This is a genomic window from Propioniciclava sp. MC1595, from assembly GCF_017569205.1.
Classification (GTDB): Bacteria; Actinomycetota; Actinomycetes; order Propionibacteriales; family Propionibacteriaceae; genus Propioniciclava.
Map to the genome: position 1 here is coordinate 3,343,900 of NZ_CP071870.1, position 16,613 is coordinate 3,360,512.

Sequence of the window (16,613 nt, forward strand, 5' to 3'; positions counted from 1 at the left end):
CGTGGCTTGGTGCTTCGTTTAGGCACTAAGCGGGACTCTAGGATCGGGGCATGGCGTGGATTCGGCGGGTGCGGACGGCCTCGGGGGCGACCGCGGTGCAGATCGCTGAGTCGGTGGGTGGTCGACGTCGCATCGTGCGGCACGTGGGGTCGGCGCACGATGAGGCCGAGCTTGGGCTGCTGATGGCCCAGGCCAGCAAGCTGCTCCAGGACGATGCCCAGGGGCAGTTGGATCTGGGGCTGTCGCTGCCAGTTCCTTGGGCCGCGATGGTGCCGGCCCCGGCCGAGACGCTGTTCGGGGAGCAGGTCAAGGGCCCGGTGCGGCGCCCGGTGGTGGCCGCGCCTCGTGTGCTGCGAACGTCCTCGGCGTTGCTGTATGAGGCGTTGGCCGGGGTGTACACCGACCTGGGTTTCGACGTCCTGGACGATGAGGTGTTCCGCGACCTGGTCATCGCGCGGGTGGTGGAGCCGACCAGCCTGCTGGACGTGGACCGGGTGCTGGCAGACCTGGGTCGGACCGCGGCCAGCCTGTCGACGCGCAAGCGCACGTTGGGCCGATGCCAGGACGGGGCCTACCGCGACCAGGTCGCCAAACTGTGCTTCGAGCAGGCCCGGGCCAGCGGGGATGTGTCGTTGTGCCTGTACGACGTGACCACGCTGCACTTCGAAGCCGCTGAGGAAGATGCCCTGCGCAAGGTCGGCTACTCCAAGGAACGCCGGGTCGACCCGCAGATCATCGTCGGTCTGCTGGTCGACCGGCACGGTTTCCCGTTGGAGATCGGGTGCTGGGAGGGCAACAAGGCCGAGACGCACACGATCGTGCCGATCATCGAGGCCTTCGCCGCCCGGCACGAGATCGAGGACTTGGTCGTGGTCGCTGACGCCGGGATGCTGTCGGCTGCCAATTTGAAGGCCCTGGATCAGGCCGGGCACACCTTCATCGTCGGGTCCAAGACCACCAAGGCCCCGATCGACCTGGCCTCCCACTTCCGCTGGCACGGGGATGTGTTCACCGACGGCCAGGTCATCGACACCCTGACCCCCAAGGTCGGCAAGAACACCGACAACGACACCGCCAAGCGTCGCGAGCCGGTCTGGGACCCCGAGCAGCACCGCAACTCGTGGCGGGCGGTGTGGTCCTACTCGGCCAAGCGGTTCGCCCGGGACAACAAGACCCTCACCGCCCAGGAGAACCGGGCCCGGGCAGCGATCGAGGGGGACAAACCAGCCCGGACGCCCAGGTTCGTCAAGACACAGACCGACGGACTGGTCCTGGACGAAGCCGCGCTGGCCCGAGCCCGGCGGTTGGCAGGACTCAAAGGCCTGGTCACCAACATCCCGGCCACGGTGCTGCCCGCTGCCGAGGTGATCAGCTCCTATGCCGACCTGTGGCACGTGGAGCACTCCTTCAGGATGTCCAAGAGTGACCTGAGGGCCCGCCCACTGTTCGCCAGACGACGCGACTCCATCGAGGCGCACCTGACCATCGTGTTCACCGCCCTAGCCATCGGCCGCACCGTCCAGGACCGGACCGGCCTGTCGCTACGTCGAGTCCTGCGCCAACTCCGTCCGCTGCGTTCAGCAACGATCCAGGCCAACGGCGCTATCCAGACCCTGCCACCAGCCCTCGGCGACGACGAGCAGGCCGTCCTTGACGACCTCAAACAAGCCAGCTCAAGGCACTAAGCCGCTTGACCCAACTCAGGCCTAACGATGACATGATCAGAGATCAGATCAAAGTATTCGATGAGTTGTTCGACGGTGTAATAGCTAGCTTCTTCGCCCTCGCACATTCGATCGAGGACTTGCTCGCTGAGATTAATGCTCCACTGATGGAGGGTGACGATGAGTAGGTTCAAAAAGCCGACTCCGGCAGATGTCCGCGCCGTGCTGCTGAAGGTTCCGACTCTTCAACTCCGCAGAGTGTTCTACTCGGGCCTACAGAATCCCCATTGGGTTCAGCCCTTGTCCGAGGCCGGCGCGTTCTCATCGCCACCCGAGCCGCAAATGACTGCTGACGGCTACGTTCGTGATCTCTATTGGCCCGAGCTTTCATATTTGATTCGGATGGCGACCGTGGTGCCGACGGACGTAGTGGACGTACTACTTGGCCTTAAACACAGCAACAACGCGTGGGTGCGACGAGCCGTCTTCGAGATCGGCGCAAGAATTCCAGCCCGAGAGGCGGCGCGACTTCGACCGCTATTGGAGGCTTGGGAGACGACAGGATTTGGCTGGCGGACTGATCCGCGCGAACTGGTCTCGTTCGCAGTCACGCTTCTCGAGGGTGGGGAAACGAAGACCGGGCGATGGGTTGCCAACCTGCTCTTCGAGCCTCGAGCGCCGAAGGTGGAGGGCATGTTCAAGAAGCCACACACGGAGCTCGAGGACTACTGGTATCAAGAGGAACTGCCGCGAGTGCTTGAGGCGCTCGGAGAGGATGCGTTGAAAGCGGTCACAGGCTGGCTCGCGAAATATGCCATCTTGGCTGGCCACTCAGGGCAGCACGATTTCAGCGGCATGATGCGCCCGTCAATCCGAGATCGTGGCGATCTTCATCCAGACGCTGAGCAAGCGCTCGTTGACGCGGTGCGCGACCTGGCCGTTACCGCGATGCCGAGCGACCCTGAGGCCACTGTGGAGACGCTGCTGCGCCCCAGAGTGCAGTTGCTGAGAAAGATCGCCTTGTTCGCGGCTGGTGAGGCGCTTCGGAAACGGGTTGGCGAACCTCGTGGCTCCACCGAGATTTTCGGAGTCGCCGAGCGCCTCCTCGGCGATATCGGGTCCCATGACATGTATCTGCGTGTTGAATATGCTGAGTTAGCACAGGCAGTGGCCAAGGTGAAACCTGAATCACTGAGTGTCATCAACGATTTTATCGATACGGCTTATGCCGAAGACCTCGAGTCGATGAGGGAGCGACTGACTGAAGGCCATGCCGCAGAAGGCGATTCTGAAGCACAGATCACGGAGCGTGCAGATCGATACAAGCACAACTGGTTGTCTGCCATTGGTGCCGAGGCGCTCCCTCCGCAGGCGCGTGACGCACTGTGGTCATTGGATGCGAGGTTTGGCGTCATTGAAGAACCGATGACTCCTTTGGGAATGGTCACGAGTTGGATCGGTCCGAACCCCTACCTATCTCAAGATGAGATGGCTCTGGTTGGCGCTCAAGAGCTGGTTGCTCTCTTGTCCAGTTGGCGTCAATCCGGGAACCGATGGGGTCCGGAGCCATCCCATGAAGGACAGGGCAGAGAACTGTCCGCATTTCTTACAACGAACCCCCTAGCTCTTTCGGGCGAACATGACCTCACATTCCGACTCAGGCCGACATACCTCCGAGCGATTCTCCGGGGATGGGAGGCGGCGCTTAAGGCTGACCTTGAGCTTGACTGGGAGCAGGTTGCCGATCTGGTTCGGGACGTTCTCGAACACGAGAATGACTCGGCGTTCCCCGTTGAGGGGAGCGAGTTTGACGACGACAGGGACTTTCGTGGGGCTAAGCGTGCAGCCGTCGGACTGCTTAATGAACTTGTGAAGGTCCGCAAAGCCACTGCAGTTCCACCCGAGTCGATGCAACGCTTCGCAGAGCTCCTGATTGTGCAAGCGGACGATGAGGACGCATGGGCCGAATATGATTCTCATGAACAGGGGGAGGACCCTTGGGACCCGCTCACCATGTCAATCAACTGGCAGTGGCCTGAACGCCTTCGCGGCCTCTTTCATCTCGCCCTGCGCGAAGAGGCCTATCATTGGAGAGGGAGAGCATTTTCGGCCCTGGAGCGCGAATTGGGTCGCCCGGATAGGCATGGGGCGAGTGCTGCAGTCATCGGAGAGAGCTTCGGTAGGATTTACAATCACGCGCCTGAATGGCTGGATTCCCACCTTGAGGAGTTCTTTGGGTCAGCAGAGGGGCTAAGTGTTCAGCAACAGATCGCTCTCACGACAGCAATGGCGATGCACTACTACCATCGAGAATTGTACAACCTGCTAACCCCATCACTCCTAGCTGCGATCGAGCTTGGTGACGGGTTAGTAAGTGGATGGCGCACGGACATGGACCCGCGACAGCGAATCGGTGAATGGGTGATCGATGCGATCATCCTCGGCCATCAGACGATTGACGACCCTGTCGCGCACTCGTTTTTCACGGCCACGCCCCCGAGTGTACGCGGGGAGGCTATCGGAAAGATTGCGTGGTCTTTCTTCCGCGCGGAGACGGTGGACGATGCGGTACGTGACCGCTTTGCCAGCTTCCTAGACGATCGTATTGCTCACGTGGCCGCCCACCATGGGGACGGAGGGGAACTCTCGGGCATGTATTGGATTGCTAAGGGGGGTAAGTTTCCAGTCGAATGGTGGCTTCCTCGACTGCGGCAAGCGCTGGAGTTCGAGCCAAGCATTGCGACGGAGCGCTACATGATCGGAAGTGAACTTGCGGAGGCCGCGACCGTGGACCCGAAAAATGCGTTAGCAGTGCTGCAATCGCTCCTTTCACGACGAGACCAGGAAGGGATGGTTAGTTTCGACCTCATGCGAAAGGCGGTGCCAACGGTTATAGCCGCTGCCATCCGGTCTGGGGACGATGACTTACGGAAAGAAGCGGATCGATACATGAACGAACTGGGGGCCGCAGGCAATTTGGGTCTCGAAGCTGAGGTACACGCGATTCTTCAGGGAAAGGCGGCCGGTGGGGCCTGGGTTGAAGAGGTTTGACCAAACCCGGTCCGCACGGTTCTCCTTGAGGTTGCGCGACCGTTCAGTGCGATTGGTCAAGGGCGAGGGGCTGGATGACGACAGATCCTACTCCTGAGCGACCTTCGTCGTCGAAGCACCTCCGTGCGGTGGACCCAGCAGAACTGGCAGCTACCCACGGGAAGGAAGGAGCTCCGGCGGTCACGTGCCAGAATACATTGACTCCTTCGACATCGTTGGGGGCCGACCTATGCACACTGGACGTGCTGACCGAAAGCGCCTACGGGCAGTCGATGTCGCACAGTCCGGGAGTTCAATAGCCGCATCCAGCGGGTACGAACGAACACAACTGGCCGCGGGTGACGTTCGTGCTATATATCCAGTTGACGCCGTCGGCGAAGATAGGCAGACCGGAGAGCTACCAGCGTTCGCCTAGCTTCTGAGCCTTGACCCGCCAGCTTGAAGGCTGCGATTGAGAATGCAGCCAAGATGGCGCAGACCGTGAGGCGGGCTGGACTCGCCGCGAACAGATCAATCCACCCTGTGAGTGTCACTAGAGATCCGGACCCCACCGAGTCAATGGCGTCCGCCAAGACTGCGAGCAAGGCCAAGAGGCCGCCGACTGCAAAAGGCCAGGAGATGGCCGTGACTCCGTTTCGTGCTTCGACAAGGGCCTGATCGACGGTCTCTAGCCAGTCGTCCAGCACGGCGAGTTCGTCAATCTGCTTAGGGCCAGGGTACGACTCATCCCAAACCACGGTGTGCTGGTCCTCTGCAACAGCCAGTGGAGGACTGTCGATCCTATTCGGCCTCACCGGCGAGGGCATGTCTCCATCGGTCACAGGGCAAGGTTACGAGGTTGCCCCAACATTCCAGCACTGTCGAGCCCGGGCCGGTCGGCGGCCCGACCTAGATACATCCTCAACTGCCGCCGGCGGTGCGCTCATGTGATGCGCGCGATGGCCGTGAAGCGTCGATGACCGTCGCTGCGTCGTAGTCTTCGGGAATGGCTTTCGGCAAGACACGCAAGGCCCGCGCGGACCGGCGCCGCAAACGCCGACTGGGCAGCAAGGTCCACGACCTCACCGACTTGCAGTGGGCAGCGTTGAAGGACGCGTGGGCCGGATGCGCGTACTGCGGGGTGACCGACACGCCACTGCAGCGCGACTGCGTCCTGCCGATCTCTCGCGGCGGGCGCTACACCCTCGACAACGTCGTCCCTGCCTGCCGCTCCTGCAACACCAGCAAATGCAATGACGAAGTCACCGGCTGGCTGCGCCGCAAGCGGCTCGACGAACGCACGTTCCTGCTCCGACACCTCGACATTCGCACCACCCTCGTGCAGCAGTCCCTGCGCCGCGGCGCCTGCGCAGTGGTCGCGGAAGTGTCCACACCCATGTCGTGACCGGCACTCCGCCAACGACCGACTTTGCCGCCGATGGCTCATTGTGCGCTCACCGCCGAGCGGCGGGCTGTCGGGCAGGATGACGGGGTGCGCGTCGGGACGTGGAATCTGGAGGGCCGCTGGAGCGAGGCCCATCGTGAGTTGCTGGCTGCCCAGGAGTGTGATGTGTGGTTGCTCACCGAGGTGCGCGACGACACATCCTTGCCGGGGTTCGGGTCGCACTTCACCGTCGCCAGGATGGGCGAACGAAGGCACTGGGCGGGTGTCTTCTCCCGCAGCCGGATCGAGCCGTTACCGGACCCGCACCCGGCCAGTGCTGCCGCCGTCGTGATGGGGTGGGTGTGGTGCAACAGCGTCCTTCCGTGGCGCACCTGCGGGACCGAGCCCTGGGGAGAAGGCACCACCAGCGAGAAGACCTCCCGGGCACTCGAGCAACTGATGGCTGGGCTACCCGTCGGCGCCCTGGTGTGGGGCGGCGACTGGAATCACGCCATGGAGGGCCGCGAATACGCCGGCAGTCTCGCTGGCAGGACCGCGATCAGGAGCGTGCTCGCTGACCGCCAGTTGCAGCTGGTCACGCGGGGTTTGCCGCACTGCATTCCGGGCTTGTTCACGATCGACCACATCGCTGTCCCGAAGGCGGCGGAGATCGTTGGCGTCACTCGGGTCGTCGCCGAGGGCCGGCGAGGCGATCGGCTGTCTGACCACGACGTCTACACCAGCGAATTGGCCCTCGGCTGAGCGCGCGCACATGCCGCGCCTAGTGCCGATCTGCGGATGGCGGGGTTTCGCGGTCCGCGGGTGGTCGCGGCGCGTGAGCCGGGCGAGGGGTGAGGCGAGTGGGCTAGGTCAGGCTGGTGCGGCGCTGGCAAGTTCCTCACGGGTGGGCGGGTTGGCGCCGACGCGTCCCACGGTGATGGCCGCCGCGGCCGTTGCCTGGCGAAGTAGTGCTTCGATGCTCGCCGGTGTGAGCATCGCGCGGGGATCGTCGCCCAGGTCGAGAAATCCCGCCAAGAGGGCTGCCATGAAGGAGTCCCCGGCGCCGACTGTGTCGGCGACCACCACGGGCGGTGCGGGGACCGTGACCAGACCGTTCGCATGTGCCGCGAGAGCGCCGCTAGAGCCACGAGTGACCACCACTAGGAGCCTGCTGAACAATCTGTCCGCGTGCCCACGGGACTGACCGGCAGCTGGCTGGAATTGTTGGGTTGTGCAGGGTGAGTCGAGTCCGCAGCGGGATGTGTTGGACGTGGAGTCGCTGGCGGGGCATTTGTTGCCGGCTGGCAGCGTGTTCCGGTTCTTGGCCGAGCACCGGCACCGCCTGTTCCCGGACGCGTTGTTCGCCGACCTGTTCCCGTCGGGGCGGGGCCGGCCATCGATCCCGGGCGAGGTGATCGCCTCGGTGATCGTGCTGCAGGCGTTGAACGGTTTGTCCGATCGGGAAGCCGTCGAAGCGCTCACGTTCGACCTGCGGTGGAAGGCGGCGTGTGGCTACCCGGTCGACAAGAAGGCGTTTGATGCGTCGTCGTTGACGGTGTGGCGGGCTCGGCTGGCAGCGTCGGAGCGGCCGCAGCGGATCTTCGAGGTGGTCCGGGACGTGATTGACGCCACGGGTGCGGTGAAGGGCCGGACGCGGCGTGCCCTGGACTCGACGATCCTGGATGACGCGGTGGCAAGGCAGGACACGGTCACCCAGCTGATCGCGCAGGTGCGCCGGGTGGGCCGGGAGGTGCCCGGCGCCCAGCAGGTAATCGAGCAGCGCTGCACCCGGCTGGCCGCGCTGACCGGCCAGGGGTACGACAGCACCGGCAAGCCGCGGATCGCGTGGGACGACCGCCAGGCCCGCGACGAACTGGTCACGGCGCTGGTCAACGACGCGCTCGCCCTGCTCGCCGGCCTGGACGCCGAAGCGATCACGGCTGCTGGCGGCAAGCCGGCCGAGGCGGTCGCGTTGCTCGCCTTGGTGGCCGGTCAGGATGTTGAACCAGCCGAGGGTTCCGTCGGCACGGATGGCCGGTGGCGGATCGCCCGCCGGGTCGCCCCGGACCGGGTCATCTCAACGGTCGACCCTGATGCGCGGCATGCGCACAAGACCGTGGAGCGCCGCCAGGACGGGTTCAAGGCCCACGTGGTGATCGAGCCCGACACCGGCCTCGCGACCATGGTCGAGTTGACCAAGGCCGCCGGGCCGGACAACAGCGACGCCACCGTCGGTGCCAGGCTGGTGGTGGCTGATCCGACCATCGACAGCCCGGTCGAGGTGCTGGGCGATTCGGCCTACGCCACCGGCGACATGCTCGCCGTCCTTGAGGCCAAGAGGTGGGTGCCGCTGGTCAAACCCTGGCCGATCCGGCCGGCCGTCGAGGACGGGTTCACCATCGACGACTTCACCCACGACCCTGCCGCCGGCACCCTGACCTGCCCAGCAGGAGTAACGAAGACCATCACCAAGACCCGCAAGGCGGTGTTCGGCATCGCCTGCCGGGCCTGCCCGTTCAGGCAGCGATGCACGACCGCCGCGAAAGGCCGCACCATCCAGCTGCACCCCCACGACCTGCTGCAACGCGCACACCGCCAACGGGCCGCCGGCGAGGGCTTCCAAGCCACCTACCGCCGGTACCGGCCCATGGTCGAACGCACGATCGCGTGGCTGGCCCGAGGCAACCGCAAAGTGCCCTACCGAGGCGTCACGAAGAACGACAACTGGCTCCACCAACGAGTCGCGGCGATCAACCTCCGCCGCCTCCTGAACCTCGGCCTCAGCTTCGGCAACACCGGCTGGGCGATCGCCTGACCAGCCCCGGAACGAGCTTGAACACCAACCACACGGGTCCACCACGACCCTCAGACAAGCGCGACGACCCCGCTGTCGCACTCAACTGCGCTGACTCACACTCGCGGCTCGACAGCCGCGGCGGCGTCCCACCCGCCACCCACGTCCAACCCGCCGTCAGATAGACGCCTTGTTCAGCAGGCTCCTAGGGCTGGGCCCAGTTGGCGCCATGCTTCGGCCGAGGCCTCGATGGGCCTTTCGGGGTACAACCAGACCATGTCCTCGTCGGAGGCTTTCACGACGTCGCTCAACGCCACGAAGGCTTCCACCTTGGCTCGTGCAGCGGCGGTGTCCGGGGTGATCGACGGTCGGCAGTTGGGGTCGAAACTGATCAGGGCGCCGTGGGTGCGGGTGCTCTGGATCGCCTCCAGTACGGTGTCCGCCCCTGGGGGCAGTAGCGTGGCGATCGATCCTGTGTGTACGGCACGGGCGCCCTCCAACGCTGCGGGCAGCCATTCTGGGAGTGGGGGCAGTTCCCACACCAACTCGAACTCGTATGACGCTGACCCGGTCGCGTCGAGTGTCGCAATCGCGGCACTCGACGGGTGGCGGTCGGGTGGCAGCAGGCAGCGAACTGTGTTGGCGCGGAGATGGTCGCTGATGAGCGATCCGTATTCGTCGTGGCCGAGGCGCCCCACAAAGCTGACGTCGTGGCCCAGCCGAGCCAGCCCCACCGCGACGTTCAGCGGACTGCCGCCGACATGCGGGGTGCCGTTCACCACGTCGACGAGCGCCTCCCCGACCACCATCACCGAGTTCTGCATGTCCTGCTCCTGTCGTTCTGCTCCGCCATCACCGGGGCTGTCCAGGCCGCGGCCTCTGGCTGTCACTGCTGCCGGTCTGCGACCGACTCACGCTCGCGGAGGGGCATGGGCACTTGGAGATGTCCCACAGGCTTCCCCGTCAGAAGCATGTCCATGGCTGCCCTTCCCATTTCCTCGTAGGGGATCCGGACGGTCGTCAGACCTGGGTGGACGTAGGTCGCGATGACGTCATCGTCGAAGGATGCGATCGAGATGTCTGTGGGGATCCGTAGTCCGCGCTCCCAAATGGCCTGGTAAGCCCCGAATGCGAGGCGGTCGTTCATGGCGATGATGGCGGTGAGGTCGAGGCCTTGGTCCAGGAGGGCGAGCATGCCGCGGTAGCCCTTCTCGGGTTCCCAGTCCTCCTCGAAGTGGCGCGCCATGAAGGTGAGGTCCGCTTCTGCCATGGCTGATTCGATGCCCGTGAAGCGGTCGCCGATGGAGACCGACAGGCGTCGGTCGCGGCGCAGGGCGTCGGCGTCGCCGAGGAGGGCGATCCGCTCGTGTCCTCGTTCGATCAGGTGGTTCGCCACGTCCCGGCCGGCCGTGATCTCGTCTCGCAGGACCGAGGCGTGGCCACCGGTCGAGGCGCCGTTGAGCACCACCACGGGGAGGTCCCCGACTTCGGCGGGGATGTCGATCTCCTTCGATCCCATCAGGGCGAAGATGAGCCCGTCCGGCCTGCGGTCGAGCATGGCGCGGACGGCCCGGTTGATGCGCTTTGGATCGTTGCCCGCCTCCGCCATCAGGACGGTGTGGTCGCGGGCCTCCGCGCCATCCAGGGCGCCGCGGATCATGGCCGATGCGTAGCGGGTGACGGTCACATCGTCGGAGATGAACCCCACGGTGCGGGTCTTGCCCACACGAAGGCTTCGGGCTGCGGGGTTGGGCCGGTAGTCGAGTTCGCGGGCGGCCGCCCGAATGCGTTCCTGAGCGTCTGCAGAGAGTCGGGAGCCCTCGCGGTTGTTCAGCACGAGGCTGACGGCCGTGACGGACATTCCAGCCCGCTCGGCCACGTCGGCCAACGTTGCACGCTTTCCCATCCCGACCCTCTCGTCCCGGCAGGGCGCGCGTGCCCCACACCGATGCCCATCGTGCCCTGTCGAAAGGATTTAGCCAACCCGTTGACCGTCGGCACGGGACGTGTTACCTTCTGTGCTAAATCCTTTTAGCGCCGACGCAAAGGCTGCGGCGGCGAGGACTTTCGGAGGATCATCGTGACCACAGGCATCATCAAGAAGGTGGCCGCTGCGGGCGTCGCGGCCGCGCTCTCGGTTTCGCTCGGCGCCTGCGCCAAGGGCGGTTCCAGCACCACCAATCAGGGCACGTCGGCCAACGGCACCACGGAGCTGGCGATGTGGACCCACAACGCTGGCAACGAGGAGGAGCTCGGGGCCATCACCGCCATCGTGGACGACTTCAACGCCAGCCAGACGAAGTACAAGGTCAACATCCAGGCGTTCCCTCAGGACTCCTACAACCAGTCGGTGGTGGCTGCCGCTGCCTCCAAGAAGCTCCCCTGCATCCTCGACACCGATGGCCCCAACGTCCCCAACTGGGCGTGGGCCGGCTACCTCGCTCCCCTCGAGGGGCTCGATGACACCCTCGGCAAGTTCCTGCCCGCCACGGTCGGCAAGTACAAGGACCAGAACTACTCCTACGGCTACTACGACGTGGCCCTGGCGATGTTCTCCCGCAAGTCCGTCCTGGAGAAGCACGGCATCCGGATCCCGACCGTCGACCAGCCGTGGACCCAGGCCGAGTTCGACGGTGCCCTGAAGAAGCTGAAGGACTCCGGCGAGTACGCCTACCCCCTCGACATCGCCACGGGCTCGACCGGCGAGTGGTGGCCGTACGCCTACTCGCCCATGCTGCAGAGCTTCGGCGGTGATCTGATCGACCGCACCGACTTCAAGTCCGCCGACGGCGTCCTCAACGGGCCCGAGGCGGTGGCGTGGGCCACGTGGTTCCGTAGCCTGGTCACCAACGAGTGGGTCGCGGCCAAGAGCGGCGCAGACTCCACCAAGGACTTCGTCAATGGCCAGTCGGCCATCCTCTACAACGGCTCGTGGTCGGCCAAGGACGCCCGCGCGGCCTTCGGCGACGACCTGGTCGTCCTGCCCCCGCCGGACCTGGGCCACGGTCCCAAGATCGGCGGCGGTTCGTGGCAGTGGGCCATGTCCTCCAGCTGCTCGGCGCCGGAGGGAGCGATGGAGTACATGAAGTTCGCCGCCCAGGACAAGTACGTCGCCTCGGTGGCCGAGGCCACACGCAACATCCCGGCCACTGACGCGGCTGCCAACCAGGTGGAGGCCTTCAAGCCGGGCGGGGAGAACGACATCTTCCGCCAGTTCGCCAAGGAGTTCGCAGTCGTGAGGCCGGAGACCCCCGGCTACCCCTTCATCGCGACCGAGTTCACCAAGACCGCCCAGGACATCATCAACGGCGCTGACCCCCAGCAGGCCTTGGACCAGGCGGTCCTGAACATCGACGCCAACCAGCAGTCCAACAACTACTTCGAGTGACGAACGGAGGGTGGCGCCGCACGTGCGGCGCCACCCATCCTCGAGGAGGAACTCCCCATGCCGCCTGCAGTGACGCCCGACCGGGCCGCCGCCCGGAGCCCGAGATCCCGAACCACGTCCGGCCACCAACCCGTGACCGTCGCCTGGCTGATGCTCGTCCCGGCCATCATCCTCATGGTCACCTTCCTGATCATCCCCATCATCCTGACCTTCGGGCTGGCCTTCACCAACGCCCGACTGATCTCTCCCGAGCCGGCGCGCTTCATCGGGCTGGACAACTTCACCCGCCTGTTCTCCAGCCCCACCTTCTGGCGCTCCCTGCAGAACACGGTGGTATTCGCGCTGGTCATCGTTCCCGTGCAGTCCGCCATCGCGCTCGGGCTCGCACTGCTGATCAACGCCAAGGTGCGCGGGGTCAACTTCTTCCGCACCGTGTACTTCCTACCCGTGGTCACCTCCATGGTCGTCGTGTCCATGCTCTGGATGTTCATGTACCAGCCGAACGGCCTCATCAACGTGCTGCTCGCCAAGATCGGCATCGACGGACCCGACTGGCTCGGGGACCCCCGGACCGCCCTGTTCGCGATCATCGTGCTGTCCATCTGGCAGGCCGTCGGAATGCACATGGTCATCTGGCTGTCGGGGCTGCAGACCATCCCCGGGGAACTCTACGAAGCAGCCGCCCTCGATGGTGCCGGACCGTGGCGGCAGTTCCTCCACGTCACCTGGCCCGGGTTGCGCCAAACCGCCACATTCATTCTGATCACCATCACGATCGCCGCGTTCTCGCTGTTCACCCAGGTCAACATCATGACCCAGGGCGGACCGTTGGACTCCACCTCGACCGTCGTATTCCAAGCCGTCAGGACCGGATTCCAGCAGCAGCAGACCGGTTACGCCTCTGCGATCTCGCTGGTCTTCTTCGCCATTGTGCTGGTCGTCTCCCTCATTCAGCGCTACCTCACCCGTGACAAGGAGGCCCGGCGATGAGCACCATCAAGCACACTCCCAAGGCCAAGGTGCCCCCCGCAGCGGCCGCCGCCCACAACCACCCCGTCGCCCGAGCCGCCGTGGCGCTGGGACGCGTCCTCCTCGCGCTCATCTTCGGGCTGCCGCTGGTCTTCATGATCGTCTCCAGCTTCAAGCCCGACAACCAGATCTTCGCTGACCTGGCCTCGATCAACGCCTTCCTGCCGGTGGGTGACCTCACCCTGGAGAACTACCTAGGTGTGTTCGACCGAGTTCCCTTCGCACGGTTCATGCTCAACTCCATCATCGTGTCGGTCCTCACCGTCGGACTGGGCCTCCTGGTCAACTCCATGGCCGCCTTCGCCCTGTCCCGCATAGAGTTCCGCGGCCAGAAGATCATCCTCACCGTCATCCTGGCCACGCTCATCGTCCCCTTCGAGACGATGGCGCTACCCCTGCTGTGGTGGAGCAACCAACTCCCCTGGATCGACGCCAACGGGCTGTCGCAAGGCTGGCTGGACACCTACCAGATCCAGATCGTGCCATTCATCGCCAACGCCTTCTCGATCTACCTCTTCTACCAGTACTTCGACTCGATCCCGCGCGAACTCGACGAGGCCGCCCGCGTCGACGGCGCCAACTGGTTCCGCATCTACCGAAGCGTGGTCATGCCTCTGGCCGGCCCCGCCGTCGCCACCGTAGCCATCCTCACGTTCCTGCCCGCGTGGAACTCCTACCTGTGGCCCCTCATGGTGGTGCAGAGCGAGGAACTCCGCCCCGCCATGGTCGGCATCGACTACTTCAAGCAACTCAACGTGTCATGGGGCCAGATCATGGCCTACGCCACCATCATCACCGCGCCCGTGCTCGCCCTGTTCATCTCGTTCCAGCGCGCGTTCATCAGCTCCATCGCGAGCTCCGGAGTAAAGGGCTGACATGCTGCGACTCGACGACTCCTGGGTGTGGGACTTCTGGACCGCCGACGACGGCGAGCTCTACCACCTCTTCTTCCTCCATGCACCCCGGTCCCTCGGCAACCCCGACGACCGCCACTACAACGCATCCATCGGGCACGCCGTGTCCACCGACCTCACCAACTGGCGCCGGCTCGACGACGCCGTGACCCGAAGCGATGCGCCCGCCTTCGACGACCTCGCCACCTGGACCGGCAGCATCGTGCAGCACCCTGATGGAACTTGGTACCTCTACTACACCGGCACCACCCTCCACGACGGCGCCAACGTCCAATCGATCGGCTACGCCACATCGCCAGACCTAACCACCTGGACCAAAGCGCCCGGACCTGTCCTCGAGGCTGACCCCCGCTGGTACGAGAAACTCGCCGACGGCCAATGGCACGACGAGGCATTCCGCGACCCATGGGTCCTGCCCGACCCCGACGGCAACGGCTGGCACCTACTCGCCACCGCCCGGGCCAACCACGGACCCGCGGACGACCGAGGGGTGGTCGCCCACGCCTGGTCACCCGACCTCCACACCTGGGAACTCCGCCCACCCCTCTCCGAACCAGGGCAGGGCTTCGGACAGCTTGAGGTCGTCCAGCCCGTCAACCTCGACGGACAGTGGTACCTCATCTTCAACTGCCTAGCTTCCGACGTCTCCCACAGCAGAAGGGCGACCGGCACCAGCGGCGGCGTCTGGGCCGCCCGCGCTGACGGGCCCCTCGGCCCCTACGACATCGCCGATGCCCAGCAGCTCACCGACAGCCAGCTGTACGTCGGGAAGGTGGTGACCGAACGAACCACCGGGAGCCCCATGTTCCTGGCCTTCCGCAACGATGGCCCCGACGGCTTCGTCGGCGAGATAACCGACCCCGTGCACCTCACCACACGCGACGATGCCGTCATGGCTGCATCAGAACCAATCCAAGGCTGGATCGCAGCAAGACAGCACACGTGACTCCCGCGTGACGTCGAAGCCCCCTTGCAATGGGCTCGGTAGCCAGCAGACCCGTACCACGGCTAGCCGTGGTACGGGTTTCCGCATCTGCCGCGGCTGGTGCTTGCGGGTCGGACCGTGGCCAGGCCGGCGCATACAGTCGACGACAGCGCCGGACGGCGAACCGATGTCCCGGGAAAGAGCAAGGCATGACCCCAGCAATGAACTCCACGCGGCGCCTGAGCGCGAGGGCCGTCGCGCTCATCGGAACGGGGGCGGTGGTTGCTTACGCGCTGCTCGCCGCGGTCCAGATCCTCGTGTGGAATCCGCAGGCTGCAGTCCCCGGCGTCGGTCTCGACCAGATATACGCGGACGTGGCCGCGACTGGCGAATCCATGGCTGCCGGGATGGTCATTGCCTTCCTGGCGGTCGGGCCCCTGCTGGCGATCGCGCTGCTAGTCGGCGCCTGGAGGCGGCCCGAGGGGCGGGCCAGTGTGGTGGGGGTCCCGTTCCTGGTTCTGCTGGCTTTGGGAGCCCCAGCCTATTTCTGGGCGAACTTCGGTCCGGGCATGGCCTTGGCCGACACGTTCTTCGTTAGTGGGGGTGATCATTCAGCGTGGTCTGCCCCGTTGTACGTGACGAGCGGCCTCGCTGTCCTTGCCCTCGTTGGGCACGTGGTGTGGAACCGCTCGAGCCGTCAGTAGGAACCCAGAAGGGCGGGGTGAGAACGTCCGCTTCTGCCGCTGCGGGGTGGTTCAGTGGCTCCGGTAGGTGTCGGCTCGGTGGTCGATGGCCATGATGGTGACGACGTCGGAGATCCGGTAGATGATCCGGAAGGCGCCGCGGCGTGCGCTGTAGAGGCCTTCGAGTTCGCGGCGGAGCGCCTTTCCTACCCGACGGGGGATCTCAGCGACCGGTCCGTAGATGAACTCCACGGCCGCGGCGGCTGCCTTCTCCGGCAGCCTGGTGAGGGCGCGCTTGGCGGTCGGGGTCCACGCAACCGGGAGAGGCGCTTCGCTCATGTGCTGAGCGTGCGCAGGATCTCGTCCTTGGTGACCACCTCTGCCTCGCCGGCGGCGATCTCGGTCAGGCTCGCTCGGATCTGCCGCATCAACTGGGGACGGCCGGCGATGTCAAGGGTCTCCTCCAGCGAGGCGAGGTCGTCGACGCTAACCACGACCGCTGCGGGGCGGCCGTGCTTGGTGATCACGACCCGGTCGTGCTCGCGTTCCACCTGGTCCACGACCTCGGACAGGTGGTTCTTGACGTCCCTCAGCGCCATCGTCCCCTCAACAGTCATGGCTACAAGTGTAGCCAGAACTCTGCCGCGCCACGAGCCAGAACCGGTCGGTGGTAGACGTACGGCAGGCGGCGTGGGTGTGTCGAGGTGTCCCCGGATGTACAGTGCGCGGTCCGGTCTCCCATTCAAGCTTCCGCGATCGGACTCCGGGGTGACGAAAGCCTTTGTCAACACAGTTCTGGGGG

16 protein-coding genes are annotated in these 16,613 nt (G+C 65.1%); 10 read left to right on the plus strand and 6 right to left on the minus strand.

Features of this window, described 5'->3' with window-relative positions:
- Window positions 1-50: 50 nt before the first annotated feature.
- Complete coding sequence (locus J4N02_RS16195) at window positions 51-1,685, plus strand: IS1634 family transposase (RefSeq protein ID WP_208091028.1); 1,635 nt, start codon at window positions 51-53, stop codon at window positions 1,683-1,685.
- Window positions 1,686-1,844: 159 nt separating this feature from the next.
- A complete protein-coding gene (locus J4N02_RS16200; RefSeq protein ID WP_188334823.1) occupies window positions 1,845-4,715 on the plus strand; it encodes a hypothetical protein in 2,871 nt (956 codons plus the stop codon).
- A gap of 350 nt (window positions 4,716-5,065) precedes the next feature.
- Here J4N02_RS16200 and J4N02_RS16205 read toward each other — a convergent pair whose 3' ends face one another.
- Complete coding sequence (locus J4N02_RS16205) at window positions 5,066-5,536, minus strand: hypothetical protein (protein ID WP_188334824.1); 471 nt, start codon at window positions 5,534-5,536, stop codon at window positions 5,066-5,068.
- Window positions 5,537-5,700: 164 nt separating this feature from the next.
- Between J4N02_RS16205 and J4N02_RS16210 the strand changes: the two genes are divergently transcribed.
- Both J4N02_RS16210 and J4N02_RS16215 read left to right on the plus strand, forming a co-directional pair.
- Entirely contained in the window at window positions 5,701-6,099 is a 399-nt protein-coding gene (locus tag J4N02_RS16210; RefSeq protein WP_188334825.1) for an HNH endonuclease, read from the plus strand.
- A gap of 87 nt (window positions 6,100-6,186) precedes the next feature.
- Window positions 6,187-6,840 (plus strand): endonuclease/exonuclease/phosphatase family protein, encoded by a 654-nt coding sequence (locus J4N02_RS16215; RefSeq protein WP_188334873.1) that lies wholly within the window; start codon window positions 6,187-6,189, stop codon window positions 6,838-6,840.
- Between the two features lie 108 nt (window positions 6,841-6,948).
- On the opposite strand, the gene J4N02_RS16220 is transcribed toward J4N02_RS16215, so the two are convergent.
- The gene (locus tag J4N02_RS16220; protein ID WP_312846676.1) at window positions 6,949-7,239 is read right to left on the minus strand and encodes a PfkB family carbohydrate kinase; all 291 of its coding nucleotides are present in this window, start codon (window positions 7,237-7,239) and stop codon (window positions 6,949-6,951) included.
- 70 nt (window positions 7,240-7,309) lie between these two features.
- On the opposite strand from J4N02_RS16220, the gene J4N02_RS16225 reads away from it, so the two are divergent.
- On the plus strand, window positions 7,310-8,893 hold the full coding sequence (locus tag J4N02_RS16225; protein ID WP_188334847.1) for an IS1182 family transposase: 1,584 nt from the start codon (window positions 7,310-7,312) through the stop codon (window positions 8,891-8,893).
- Between the two features lie 173 nt (window positions 8,894-9,066).
- Here the strand turns inward: J4N02_RS16225 and J4N02_RS16230 are convergent, their stop codons facing one another.
- Both J4N02_RS16230 and J4N02_RS16235 read right to left on the minus strand, forming a co-directional pair.
- The gene (locus tag J4N02_RS16230; RefSeq protein ID WP_208091030.1) at window positions 9,067-9,696 is read right to left on the minus strand and encodes a PfkB family carbohydrate kinase; all 630 of its coding nucleotides are present in this window, start codon (window positions 9,694-9,696) and stop codon (window positions 9,067-9,069) included.
- A 62-nt stretch (window positions 9,697-9,758) separates the two neighbouring features.
- Window positions 9,759-10,751, minus strand: coding sequence for a LacI family DNA-binding transcriptional regulator (locus tag J4N02_RS16235; RefSeq protein ID WP_243760934.1), 993 nt, complete (start codon window positions 10,749-10,751; stop codon window positions 9,759-9,761).
- 201 nt (window positions 10,752-10,952) lie between these two features.
- Between J4N02_RS16235 and J4N02_RS16240 the strand changes: the two genes are divergently transcribed.
- The 5 genes from J4N02_RS16240 to J4N02_RS16260 all read left to right on the plus strand — a co-directional run bounded on the left by J4N02_RS16240 (window position 10,953) and on the right by J4N02_RS16260 (window position 15,832).
- Window positions 10,953-12,260, plus strand: a complete 1,308-nt coding sequence (locus tag J4N02_RS16240) for a sugar ABC transporter substrate-binding protein (protein ID WP_188334806.1) — start codon at window positions 10,953-10,955, stop codon at window positions 12,258-12,260.
- 57 nt (window positions 12,261-12,317) lie between these two features.
- Window positions 12,318-13,250, plus strand: a complete 933-nt coding sequence (locus J4N02_RS16245) for a carbohydrate ABC transporter permease (RefSeq protein WP_188334805.1) — start codon at window positions 12,318-12,320, stop codon at window positions 13,248-13,250.
- Complete coding sequence (locus J4N02_RS16250) at window positions 13,247-14,164, plus strand: carbohydrate ABC transporter permease (RefSeq protein ID WP_182818758.1); 918 nt, start codon at window positions 13,247-13,249, stop codon at window positions 14,162-14,164. The genes J4N02_RS16245 and J4N02_RS16250 overlap by 4 nt, the downstream gene beginning before the upstream one ends.
- Window position 14,165: 1 nt before the next feature.
- Window positions 14,166-15,149, plus strand: coding sequence for a family 43 glycosylhydrolase (locus J4N02_RS16255; RefSeq protein WP_182818756.1), 984 nt, complete (start codon window positions 14,166-14,168; stop codon window positions 15,147-15,149).
- 188 nt (window positions 15,150-15,337) lie between these two features.
- Window positions 15,338-15,832, plus strand: a complete 495-nt coding sequence (locus J4N02_RS16260) for a hypothetical protein (protein ID WP_182818908.1) — start codon at window positions 15,338-15,340, stop codon at window positions 15,830-15,832.
- A 51-nt stretch (window positions 15,833-15,883) separates the two neighbouring features.
- On the opposite strand, the gene J4N02_RS16265 is transcribed toward J4N02_RS16260, so the two are convergent.
- Window positions 15,884-16,150 carry a type II toxin-antitoxin system RelE/ParE family toxin gene (locus J4N02_RS16265; protein ID WP_188334800.1) on the minus strand — a complete coding sequence of 89 codons (267 nt, stop codon included), beginning with the start codon at window positions 16,148-16,150 and terminating at the stop codon, window positions 15,884-15,886.
- On the minus strand, window positions 16,147-16,428 hold the full coding sequence (locus J4N02_RS16270) for a type II toxin-antitoxin system Phd/YefM family antitoxin (protein WP_208091032.1): 282 nt from the start codon (window positions 16,426-16,428) through the stop codon (window positions 16,147-16,149). Before J4N02_RS16270 ends, J4N02_RS16265 begins: the two co-directional genes overlap by 4 nt.
- Window positions 16,429-16,613 lie beyond the last annotated feature (185 nt).